At 58.4% G+C, this 11,415-nt stretch carries 11 protein-coding genes; 3 read left to right on the top strand and 8 right to left on the bottom strand.

What is annotated here, in order from left to right; genetic code table 11:
- Window positions 1-43: 43 nt before the first annotated feature.
- Window positions 44-1,111 (bottom strand): ABC transporter substrate-binding protein, encoded by a 1,068-nt coding sequence (locus tag ACP7BO_RS13390; protein ID WP_397456149.1) that lies wholly within the window; start codon window positions 1,109-1,111, stop codon window positions 44-46.
- Window positions 1,112-1,446: 335 nt separating this feature from the next.
- Between ACP7BO_RS13390 and ACP7BO_RS13385 the strand changes: the two genes are divergently transcribed.
- Window positions 1,447-2,166 (top strand): UTRA domain-containing protein, encoded by a 720-nt coding sequence (locus tag ACP7BO_RS13385; protein WP_426210854.1) that lies wholly within the window; start codon window positions 1,447-1,449, stop codon window positions 2,164-2,166.
- Window positions 2,167-2,288: 122 nt separating this feature from the next.
- Here ACP7BO_RS13385 and ACP7BO_RS13380 read toward each other — a convergent pair whose 3' ends face one another.
- The 7 genes from ACP7BO_RS13380 to minC all read right to left on the bottom strand — a co-directional run bounded on the left by ACP7BO_RS13380 (window position 2,289) and on the right by minC (window position 9,157).
- Window positions 2,289-4,448 carry a mechanosensitive ion channel family protein gene (locus ACP7BO_RS13380; RefSeq protein ID WP_397456150.1) on the bottom strand — a complete coding sequence of 720 codons (2,160 nt, stop codon included), beginning with the start codon at window positions 4,446-4,448 and terminating at the stop codon, window positions 2,289-2,291.
- A gap of 99 nt (window positions 4,449-4,547) precedes the next feature.
- On the bottom strand, window positions 4,548-4,739 hold the full coding sequence (locus ACP7BO_RS13375; RefSeq protein ID WP_003446877.1) for a hypothetical protein: 192 nt from the start codon (window positions 4,737-4,739) through the stop codon (window positions 4,548-4,550).
- 157 nt (window positions 4,740-4,896) lie between these two features.
- Window positions 4,897-6,186, bottom strand: coding sequence for a M18 family aminopeptidase (locus ACP7BO_RS13370; RefSeq protein WP_060691320.1), 1,290 nt, complete (start codon window positions 6,184-6,186; stop codon window positions 4,897-4,899).
- Between the two features lie 236 nt (window positions 6,187-6,422).
- On the bottom strand, window positions 6,423-7,058 hold the full coding sequence (locus ACP7BO_RS13365; protein ID WP_003446879.1) for an RluA family pseudouridine synthase: 636 nt from the start codon (window positions 7,056-7,058) through the stop codon (window positions 6,423-6,425).
- A 90-nt stretch (window positions 7,059-7,148) separates the two neighbouring features.
- Entirely contained in the window at window positions 7,149-7,403 is a 255-nt protein-coding gene (minE, locus tag ACP7BO_RS13360) for a cell division topological specificity factor MinE (protein ID WP_003446880.1), read from the bottom strand.
- 3 nt (window positions 7,404-7,406) lie between these two features.
- Window positions 7,407-8,219: a septum site-determining protein MinD gene (gene minD / locus ACP7BO_RS13355; protein WP_060691321.1), complete on the bottom strand. Its 813-nt coding sequence runs from the start codon at window positions 8,217-8,219 to the stop codon at window positions 7,407-7,409.
- A 200-nt stretch (window positions 8,220-8,419) separates the two neighbouring features.
- Window positions 8,420-9,157, bottom strand: coding sequence for a septum site-determining protein MinC (gene minC / locus ACP7BO_RS13350; protein WP_060691322.1), 738 nt, complete (start codon window positions 9,155-9,157; stop codon window positions 8,420-8,422).
- Between the two features lie 119 nt (window positions 9,158-9,276).
- Between minC and ACP7BO_RS13345 the strand changes: the two genes are divergently transcribed.
- Together ACP7BO_RS13345 and ACP7BO_RS13340 are read left to right on the top strand one after the other, a co-directional pair.
- Window positions 9,277-10,209 (top strand): lipid A biosynthesis lauroyl acyltransferase, encoded by a 933-nt coding sequence (locus ACP7BO_RS13345; protein ID WP_073510750.1) that lies wholly within the window; start codon window positions 9,277-9,279, stop codon window positions 10,207-10,209.
- 27 nt (window positions 10,210-10,236) lie between these two features.
- Complete coding sequence (locus tag ACP7BO_RS13340) at window positions 10,237-11,379, top strand: patatin-like phospholipase family protein (protein ID WP_397456152.1); 1,143 nt, start codon at window positions 10,237-10,239, stop codon at window positions 11,377-11,379.
- The last annotated feature ends 36 nt before the right edge of the window (window positions 11,380-11,415 follow it).

Below are 11,415 nucleotides of genomic sequence, written 5' to 3'. Positions count from 1 at the left end.
AGGAGCGAGCATGCTCGCTCCTACAGAGATCAAAGTTGCAGGGTTACTGCATATTGATAATGACTTCTTCCTGCCACTGCTGCGGCAGCGCCTTGGAGGTTTTTTCCCAGGCGGCGGCGTCTTTGATCGGGGTCACGGTCTTGTACTGTTCATTTGGCAGCAGCTTGGCTTGAACCTCAGCCGGCAGCTTCAGATGCTCGGCTCGAATCGGCCGTGCATTGCCTCGCGCCAGGTTGGTCTGGCCAGCATCGCTGAAAATGAATTCACGGGTCAGTTTGGCGGCATTCGGGTGCTTGGCGTACTTGTTGATGATTGTGGTGTAGCCGGAAATCACCGAGCCATCGGAAGGGATCAGCACAATGTAGTCATCTGGCTTGACCATCTTGTCGCGATAGCTCAGACCGTTGAAATCCCAGACCACACCCACTTCAACTTCGCCTTTTTCCATGGTGGCGATGGTCGGGTTGGCCAGTGACAGACGACCTTGCTTGGCAATGTCGGCAAACATCAGCAAGGCAGGCTGAATGTTCTTTTCATCCCCGCCGTTGGCCAGGGCTGCAGCCAGTACGCCGTTTGCTGCCTGGGCTGCGGTGCTTACGTCACCGATGGAGACTTTATATTTGCCGGTCTTCAGGTCAGACCACTTGGTGGGGGCTTCGGAGCCATGCAGCAGTTTTTTGTTGATGATGAACGCGATGGTGCCGGTATACGCCAGAGCCCAGTTGCCGTCCTTGTCCTTGGCCCACTCGGGGATCTGGTCCCAGGTGGTCGGCTTGTAGGGTTGGGTCACGCCCTTGGCCACCGCAATCGGGCCAAAGGCGGCGCCGACGTCACCGATATCGGCGCTGGCATTGTCTTTTTCAGCATCGAACTTGGCCACTTCCTGTGCCGAACTCATGTCGGTGTCGATGTGCTTGAGGCCATACAGCGTGTTCAGGTCCGCCCAAGTGCCTTTCCAGTTGGCCCAGTCATCGGGCATGCCGACACTGTTGACCGCGCCTTCTGCCTTTGCAGCGGCTTCGAGGGTTTTCAAGTCCACATCGCCGGCCATGGCCGAGGTGCAAAGGGCGATGCTGGTGCCTAACAGTGATGCCAGGAAAAACTGTTTCATCCGAAGCTCCTTGGGCGTTTTCAACGCTGGGTTTTATTGCTCTTTTGCGGTGGGTTGGTCTAGGTCAGCAATACCTGAGCCAAGTTAAGCTGCACTCATGACACTTTGATGTCGGCATTGATTGTGCAACTCAGTTTGCTGACTGTTTCTGACACTCCGGCTTAGCGTAGACCATGGCTAAAGCCCCGACGGGTCGGGGGTTGGCGGGTAAATCGAGGGCGTGTGTCATCCAACAGTCATCTGCACTGCCTAGGCTGACAGCCTCAAGAATTGATAGTTTTGCAGGCCTGACCTGCCCACATTTGGTGCTGGACTAGTCCAGATAGGTAACATTGATGCGAGAAGGTGCATTCAAGGCGGTGACAGCGATCGGACGCGCACTGCAAGAACAGATTGAGCACGGCTTGCTGGCGTGCGGCAGCCAGCTGCCGGCAGAGCGCAAACTCAGTGAGTTGTTTACCACCACCCGAGTCACCGTGCGCGAGGCCCTGTTGCAGCTCGAATCCCAGGGGCTGGTCTATCGCGAAGAACGGCGTGGCTGGTTTGTTTCGCCGCCGCGCCTGGCCTACAACCTTATGCAGCGCAGCCACTTTCACGCCATGGTCAGTGCCCAGGGCAGGGTGCCGACCACCGAGGTGATTTCGGCGCGCCTGCAACCGGCCTCCGCCGCGGTGTGTGAACGCTTGCAACTGCCGGCACTGTCCAGCGTGATCCGGATTTGTCGCGGGCGGCGGATTGACGGGCGGCTGGTGCTGTATGTCGAGCACTACCTGAACCCGCAATACTTCCCGCAAATCCTGGAATTTGACCTTACGCAGTCGATCACCGAGCTGTATGCCCGGCATTACGATTTGCATTACGGTCGGGTGCGTTTTGAGATCGTGCCCACCGCATTGCCGCTGGAGGCAGCTGCCACGCTAAAAGTGTCTGCGGGGAGCCCGGGCCTGAGAATTGCCCGGATCAATTACGACCAGCACGAGCGGCTGATCGACTGTGACCTGGAGTACTGGCGACACGATGCGATTCATGTCGCAGTGGATATCTCCGAACGCTGAACCCCCAAACCCTGTAGGAGCGAGCTTGCTCGCGAGCTCTACCGAGAGATGTTGGCGATCTCGCAGAAGAGCTAGCGAGCACTCGAGCGTCCACCGGCGGCTCCAGCGAGTCGGTAAGTGGATCAATCCTTCTGCAATATGCCGCTGCCTGCCGTCACCACCTGTACGCTCAGGCGCGGTGTGGCCAGGTCCAGCCCGGCTTCGTCCAGATGGCGTTTGAGTGACAGGTTGAACGCCCGTGACACTTCCCACTGCTTGATCGGTGCAGTCTTGAAGCGGGCGCGCAGAATCGCGCTGCCTGACTCAAAACTCTCGACGCCCTGGATTTCAAGTGGCGACCAGATGTTGCGGCGCTGCAGCGGATCAGTGCGCATCTTTTGCCCGACCTCGCGCATCAGTTTGATAGCGTCGTCGATTTCCATGTTGTAGGGGATCGCCACACGGAAGATCGCGTAGCCAAACTCACGGGAGTAGTTCTTGATGCTTTTGATTTCACTGAACGGAATCGTGTGCACGATGCCGTCGATGTCACGCAGGCGCACGGTGCGAATCGTCAGGCCTTCAACCGTGCCCAGGTGCCCGCCGACATCCACGTAATCGTCGATGGCCAGCGAGTCCTCAATGATGATGAACAGCCCGGTAATCAAGTCGGCAACCAGTGACTGTGCACCGAAACCAATGGCCAGACCGATCACGCCCGCACCGGCCAGCAGGGGGGTGACGTTCATGCCCATGTTGGCCAGGGCAACGATCAGGGCAATGATGAAAATCGCCGCAAACAGGACGTTGCGAATCAGCGGCATCATGGTTTGGGCGCGCGCATTGGCCAGGCCTTTGCGCGAGCGGGTCAAGGCGTGGTGGATCGCGGTGTCGGCGAGAATCCAGATCAGCCAGGCAAACAGTAGCGTGCCGCCAAGGCCGAACAGCTTGACGCTGATCTCATGCCCGTCACCTTCGGTAAAACTGATCAGCGACAAGCCCCAGACCCGCAGCCCCAGTTCGATAAAGACCAGCCACACCACCAGGTGCGCCAAGGTATAGATGAAGCTTTTAAGTCGCTCGGAATACAGCGCGTGGCGTTTGTGCCCGCGTTGCGGCCGTTGCGAATGACGTCGCACCAGCCCGTTGATGACCATGCACAACACCACCAGCACCGTACAGATCAGTGACTGACGTAATGCGGTACTGGTATCGCCGGCCGAAAGAAACGTCGCGAACAGCGAGATGCCCACCAGAATCAGCGCCGCGATATACCAGTAAGTGCCGAGGATCTCGATGCTGTCGCTCAAGGCACGACGGGTCAGGCGGCGGGACAAGGGCTGGTTGCGGATCAAGTGGGCAATGGGCCGGCGGAAACGGATGATGAACAAGCCGGTGGACAGTGCCGCCATCACATTGGCAAAGGTGGCTGCCGTGTGGGCCAGGTGCACGCCGAGGGTGGCGACCAGTCGCGGGTCGCTCAAGGCCTCGCCAAAGGCGGCGAAACTGCCGATCCACCACAGCGGGCGGAAGGCCTGGTGGCGCAGGATATGCAGGGCGCGATGGCGGTGTGGCCCGTCGAGCAACGAGAAGGCGATGACGCAAATGGCCGAGAAGCAGGTACCGATCACTAGCGCGTAGGCCAGCACCATGGCCAGGTCTTTGCCCAGGGAGGACGGCAGAGCGTAACTGCCATACACCGTGATCACCAGCGCCACTAGCCACGGCCCCAGTTTGCGCAGGGCAAAGCGCAGCATGTCGACAGCCTTGGGATGTTGCGGCAGCTCTTCGCTCAGGCCAAAGCGCAGGCGTACGCGGTGGCTGACCCAGATCAGCAGCGCCGCCAGCAAGCTCCAGACCATGATGATCAAGGCGAAGGCAAAAATGATTGGCAGCCACTGACTGGCCGGCAACATCAGGGCAACCAGTTCGTCTTTGGCCTGGCTGATTTCCTTGGACCAGCGGTAGGTGGGGCTATCGGTGCCCGAGAACTGCTTCTCGAGGTCGGCCAGGGTGCTGCCGATCAGGCCCAGAACGCCGATTTCGGCTTCGGGCTGGGCCTTTTTGGTGGCGTCGCGCAGCTTTTTCAGGTCGGTCAGTAACTTGCTGCGCTGCTGGTCGTTTTCGAGGTTTTTGATCACCTCGTCCAGCGACTGGCCCAGCGGCTCGGTCGGTTGCGCCTGGGTTTTATCTGAATTGCCGAGCAGGCTGGTGATGCCGACAGCCTGTGCCGAAGTCATGGGCAGCAGGGTCAGCAAGCAAACAAGCAGGCAATAGGGCAGGGCGAAAAGACGAAGAAACACTGGGCAATCAACCTCGACGGGAGCGGATTTGCCGAGTGTACGCTAGGGCCCGCAATCATTCATTTGTATAAATCAGTGATCGCGGTTCCTGGACAAACGTCAGAGTGAGGATTCGTTCAGCTTGGCAACGATCTTGAAGATGATGGTGCCGAAAATCAGCAGCATGCCACACCAGATCATCAGTACGCCGACGCCGCTGGGGCGGTCACGAAGGGTGAAGCCAATGGTCAGCAGCAACATGCCGCAGACAATCGGAATCATCATGGAGTGAAACGCTGACAGCTCAATCATGGGTAATGACCTGAAGGAATTAATGCCCAACAGTCTAGGTCGCTTTCCCGGAAAGTGCGGTGACATGCATCAAAAATGAATCAACTGCCCCCGCAGGGCGAACTTGCTTGCGAGCCTTTAAGATCTCGCGAGCAAGCTCGCTCCTACGGGGTACCTCTTATGGCAGTTCGTTGCTGGCGTAGAACGCGCTCAGCACCTTGACCAGGTGCGCCAGGTCATGGCTGCCTGCCAGTTCGCGGATGGAGTGCATGGCGAACGTCGGCAGGCCGATGTCCACGGTGCGAACGCCCAAATGGCTGGCGGTGATCGGGCCAATGGTGGAGCCACAACCCATATCGCTGCGCACGACAAAACTCTGTACCGGCACTTCTTCAGCCATGCACAGATGACGGAAGAACCCGGCAGTTTCGCTGTTGGTGGCGTAGCGCTGGTTGCTGTTGACCTTGATCACCGGACCGGCATTGAGTTTCGGGCCGTGATTGGCGTCGTGTTTGTCTGCGTAGTTAGGGTGTACGCCGTGGGCGTTGTCAGCCGAAACCAGCAGCGACTTCTGAATGGTGCGTACGTACTCGTCACCTTCAGGTAGCAGGCGCTGCAGGATTTGCTCCAGCATCGGGCCGTCGGCGCCGCAGGCCGAGCACGAGCCGACTTCTTCGTGATCGTTGGCCACAAACAGGCAGCTTTCTTCGGTTTCGGTGTTGAGCAGGGCCTGCAGTCCGGCATAGCAGGACAACAGGTTGTCGAGGCGCGCACCGGCAATGAAGTCGCCGTTGAGGCCGATGACGGCAGCGCTTTGGGTGTCGTAGAAGCTCAGCTCGTAATCCAGTACCACGTCAGCGTTGAGGCCGTGTTCGCGCGCCAGCTGATCAGTGAGCAGGGCGCGGAAGTCTACGCGCTCATCACCTGCGACCTGGGCCAGGATCGGCGGCAGTTCGGTCTGCGGGTTGATCGCCCAGCCTTCGTTGGCCGTGCGATTAAGGTGGATGGCCAGGTTGGGGATGGTGGCGATAGGTGCCCGGAAGTCGATCAGCTGGCTTTCGACCTTGCCATCGCGGCGGAAGGTCACCCGGCCGGCCAAAGACAGGTCGCGGTCGAACCAGGGAGCCAGCAGGGCGCCACCGTAGACTTCGACGCCCAGTTGCCAGAAACCCTGACGTTGCAATTCCGGCTGTGGCTTGACCCGCAGGCACGGGCTGTCTGTGTGTGCACCCACCATGCGAATGCCGCCTAGCAGGGGCGAGTGGCGACCCAGCTTGAAGGCAACAATGGAAGAGTCATTGCGGGTGACGTAATAGCGACCGTTGGCTTCGGTGAACCAGGTCTCGCGTTCGTCGAGGCGCTGAAAACCGGCGGCCTCCAGACGCTGGACAAGGCTTGCAGTGGCATGGAACGGGGTAGGGGAGGCCTTCAGAAAGTCGATCAGGCCTTGGTTCAACTCTTCGCGCATAAGTTACTCCAGACAGCAAGGCCGCGAGTTTAGCGCATTGATCGCAAGAATTGTTGAGGTGTAAGAGCGTGGCCGGGGCTCTTTGGGAGCTGGCTTGGCTTCGATGGCATTACCTTGTTTTCTGATAGGCCATGCCGTCTGAATCGCTGGCAAGCCAGCTCCCACAATGAGTTGTCTTTGGTCTCGAGCCAGCACAAAACTTGTGGGAGCCGGCTTGCCGACGATTGCATCATCTATCAGAAAGGTGCCGGGCACTCAAAACGCAGACGCTCGCCCGTTTGCGGGTGGGTAAAGCTGAGCATGCTTGCGTGCAGGCAAAGGCGCGGCCAGGCAGCCAGCGCCTGAGGATGTGCGTACAGGCCATCTCCCAACAGCGGGTGGCCGATAGACAGCATGTGCACGCGTAACTGGTGCGAACGCCCGGTGATCGGCGTCAGTTCAACCCGGCAGTAATCGCCGCAGCGCTCCAGCACTTTCCAGAAGGTCAGGGCGTTTTTGCCGAACTCGTGGTCGACCACATGCCGAGGCTTGGTCGGCGGGTCGTACCGCAGTGGCAAGTCAATACTGCCGCTGTCCAGTTCGGGCTGACCCCAGGCCAGTGCGGTGTAAGCCTTTTCGGTTTCGCGGTCATGAAACTGTCGTGACAACTCGCGGTGAGTATCGGCATCACGGGCCAGCAGAATGATCCCGGAGGTTTCCCAGTCCAGGCGATGGACGATACGCGCCTCGGGATAGCCGTTCTCTTGCAGGCGGGTAATCAGGCAATCCTTGTTGTCTTCAGCCCGGCCCGGCACTGAGAGCAGCAGCGTCGGCTTGTTGACGACCAGAACGCCGGCGTCCTGATGGATGATGTGGATGTTCGACAACGGCATTAAAACAGCCTCTTAACAAACGCCAACGGCGAGCTGGATGTTTCCCTTTGTAGAGAAACATCCAGCTCGCCGTGGTTTCAGCCGGATTGATTAACGATCTGGCAGCGTGATGTTGAGTTCCAGAATCGAGCAGCTGCCCTGGTTTTCCAGCGCAACTTGTACTTGATCGGATTCGATATTGACGTACTTGCGGATTACTTCCACCAGCTCTTTTTGCAAAGCAGGCAAGTAGTCCGGGGTGCTGCGTTGGCCGCGTTCGTGCGCCACGATGATCTGTAGACGCTCTTTCGCGACCGACGCGGTACTTACCTTTTTGTTGGCACGAAAGAAGTCAAAAATATTCATTGCTTAGTTGCCTCCAAACAGGCGCTCGAAGAATCCCTTCTTCTGTGCATCGAGGAACCGATGCTCCACGGTTTTGCCCAGCAAGCGATCAACAGCATCGCTGTAGGCCTGACCGGCGTCACTCTGATCGTCGAGGATCACGGGCACACCCTGGTTGGATGCCTTGAGTACGGCCTGGGATTCAGGAATGACACCCAGCAGGGCCACGGCCAGAATTTCTTTAACGTCTTCAACACCGAGCATTTCGCCTTTGCTTACGCGCTCAGGGTTGTAGCGGGTCAGCAGCAGGTGTTCCTTGATCGGCTCTTCGCCCAGTTCGGCGCGGCGCGACTTGCTTGCCAGAAGGCCCAGCATACGGTCGGAGTCACGTACCGAGGAGACTTCCGGGTTGGTCACGACAATCGCTTCATCGGCGAAGTACATGGCCAGGTGGGCGCCGGTTTCGATACCTGCCGGGGAGTCGCAGACCACGAATTCGAAGGTCTCCTTGAGTTCCATCAGAACTTTTTCGACGCCTTCTTTGGTCAGGGCATCCTTGTCACGTGTCTGGCTGGCGGCCAGTACGTACAGGTTTTCCAGACGCTTGTCCTTGATCAGGGCCTGCTGCAGATTGGCTTCGCCGTTGACTACGTTAACGAAGTCATACACCACGCGGCGCTCACAACCCATGATCAGGTCGAGGTTACGCAGGCCAACGTCGAAGTCGACGATCACTGTTTTGTGGCCGCGCAGAGCGAGGCCGGTACCGATAGCGGCGCTGGTGGTGGTCTTACCCACACCACCCTTGCCGGATGTAACCACTAGAATCTTGGCCAAGGTGTTTCACCCCTAAGGAAAAAGGACTTTTTAGCCCCTGAATAACATCTCTATAAACGACGGCAGGTGAACAGCCCTGGTGGGTCATCTTTGCAGGTCCGGCTTACACAACATAAGCACAGTCTGAGTATTGATTTCCTACAAGGTTGAATCTTTATCCCTACGCTTTGGAGATGGTTGGAAAATGGCGAGAGTATCCGTTAAAGACGGGTGATGTTCAACATGTCACTTGACAGACTGATTTGCACCCCAGAGCCCCATAAGGGGTCGCGACGCAGATCTTCAGAAACCTTGTACTTGCCGGCAATGGACACGAGTTCGGCACTCAATTGCTGGCAAAAAATCCGTGCCTTGGTGTTGCCTTTATGTCCGGCCAGCGCACGACCGCGCATTGGCCCGTAAACATGGATGTTGCCATCGGCCATAAGTTCCGCACCCGGGCTGACGGAGGCGATCACCACCAGGTCGCAGCCTTCTGCGTACACGGTCTGCCCCCCGCGTACCGGGCTGGTGATAATTTTGGTCGGTTTGATCACTGGCTCAGGCGGTTTTTCGGGTTTTTTCGGCTCTACGGCTTCTACCGGTTCGATCGGTCGTTCGCGGGCGCCAGAGGGCGGCAGTACTGGCAGATCGATGGCGATGGCGGCGGCAATGTCTTCGATGCGGTTGGCCCGAATGGCCAGAGTGCGCAGGCCATGCTGGCGGCAAACGCGCATCAGCCCGGGCAAATCGATCGCGCCCTCACCGGCGGGCAGTTTGTCCAGCGCCAGCACCAGTGGTGTGTTGCTGAAAAAATTCGGCGCTTGAGCCACTTTGGCGGCCAGTTGGCGGTCAAGGGCTTGAAGGTTGTTTTTGGCCAGTTCCAGCACCGTAATGGCGAGCATACTGCCCTTTAGCTGGAACACAGGGGCTTGGTCTAGCGATTCGGTTGGGCTCATGGTCTGTTTAACGCGGCTTGTCACTTAAAGTGCTGAGACTTATAGCGAGATCGCCCGCGGGCCGCAAGCGGGGTCGAACGATGTAGAATGGCCGGCCATGTGTCTGTCCGGAATCATTAATGGATCGCCCGCGTTTTCGTGCTGCTTTTTTTCATCCGCGTTTTTGGCTGCTGTGGCTAGGTTTAGGCCTGCTGTGGCTGGTCGTCCAACTGCCTTATAAAGCCCAATTGTGTATCGGTCGCGTGCTAGGAGCCTTGATGTATCGGGTGGCCGGCGATCGTCGACGCATTGCGGCGCGTAACCTCGAGCTGTGTTTCCCTGAAAAGTCCGGTGCCGAGCGCGAGCAATTGCTCAAAGACAACTTCGCCTCAACCGGTATCGCCTTCTTTGAAATGGCCATGAGCTGGTGGTGGTCCAAGCCGCGTCTGGCCAGGCTGGCACATATTGAAGGGCTGGAGCACCTCAAGCAGGCGCAACGTGAAGGCAAGGGCGTTATTTTAATGGCCTTCCACTTCACGACCCTGGAAATCGGTGCCGCCTTGCTTGGCCAGCAACACACCATTGACGGCATGTACCGCGAGCACAACAACCCGCTGTTCGATTTTATCCAGCGTCGCGGCCGTGAGCGTCATAACGTCGATTCGCTGGCTGTGGAGCGCGATGATGTACGCGGGATGCTCAAGCTGCTGCGCTCAGGACGGGCCATCTGGTACGCGCCTGACCAGGACTACGGCGCCAAGCAAAGTATTTTTGTGCCGCTGTTCGGGATTGAGGCCGCGACGGTGACCGCTACCAGCAAGTTCGCCAGACTGGGCAAAGCGCAGGTTGTGCCCTTTACTCAGCAGAGACTGGCGGATGGCAGTGGTTACAAACTGGTGATTCATCCGCCCCTGAGCAATTTCCCCGGAGAAAGCGATGAGGTTGACTGCCTGCGAATCAATCAATGGGTCGAGCGAGCGATACGCGAATGCCCGGAACAATACCTGTGGGCCCATCGACGTTTCAAAACCCGTCCGCCGGGTGAGCCCAAGCTCTACGACAAGCGCCGTTGAGCCTGTCTGTGGCAAGGTCGAGCTGCCTTGAGGCAGGTGGCGCCGGTTACGGGCCTCATCCTGTCCGGTGGCGGTGCGCGGGCGGCCTATCAGGTCGGTGTGCTGGCGGCTATTGCCGAGTTGCTGCCAGCAGGCGCCGCTAACCCGTTCCCGGTCATTGTCGGCACCTCGGCCGGGGCAATAAATGCGGTCAGTCTGGCGAGCCGGGCGATGGATTTTGCCAGGGCAGTCGAACACCTGACTGAGTTCTGGCAAGGCTTCGAAAGCCATCTGGTGTTGCGCAGCGACTGGCCGGGTGTCATCCATCAGGCTTCACGCTTTTTGAGTCACAGCTTGCTCGGGCTGGGCTCACATGTCCCCGTGGCCTTGCTTAACAGTTCGCCATTACGCAATTTACTTGCCGATAAAATCAATTTTGCCGGGATTGATCAGGCAATTGCCGAGCAACGGCTGCGCGCTGTGGCGGTGACGGCCTTTGGTTACTCCACAGGCCAGGCGGTGACTTTTTATCAAGGACAGGTGGCAATCGAAGGCTGGTTGCGCCACCGGCGCATAGGTTTGCCCGCGTCATTGACGGTCGAACATTTGCTGGCCAGCTCTGCGATCCCGCTGTTGTTTGCTCCGGTCAAGGTGGGGCAGGAGTACTTTGGCGACGGTGCGGTCCGTCAGCCGGCACCCATTAGCCCCGCGCTGCATCTGGGGGCCAATCGGGTATTGGTGGTGGGCGTGAGCGGCAATCCTCGCGGGCCTGACCTGCGTGTCGTGCAACAGGACAACAACGCTCAACAACCCACACTGGCACAGATTGGCGGGCACATGCTCAACAGTACGTTTATTGACAGTCTGGAGAGTGACATTGAACTGCTCGAGCGCATGAACCACTTTGCCCGCTTGTTGCCGCATCAATCTGACAATCTGGGCTTGGCACCGGTAGAGGTGCTGATCATCGCCCCGAGTCAGCCGATCGACGAAATAGCTGCCCGTCACCGGCATGAATTGCCTTCGGCGCTGCGCATGTTTTTGCGCGGTCCGGGTGCAACCAAAACCAGCGGAGCAGGGGTGCTCAGCTATCTGTTGTTTGAATCAGGCTATTGTCGGGAATTGATCGAACTGGGGAGGCGTGATGCGATGGCTAAACGCGAAGTGTTATCCCGTTTTCTGGGCGTTTAGCGGTGCAGGCAGGGCTGCCTGCGGGCAGCCCTGTGA

Source organism: Pseudomonas sp. TWR2-1-1 (assembly GCF_049897045.1).
In the GTDB taxonomy this organism is placed as follows: Bacteria; Pseudomonadota; Gammaproteobacteria; order Pseudomonadales; family Pseudomonadaceae; genus Aquipseudomonas; species Aquipseudomonas versuta.
The sequence above is the reverse complement of the archived record's forward strand: the minus strand, read 5'-3'. Positions and strand labels throughout refer to the sequence as shown.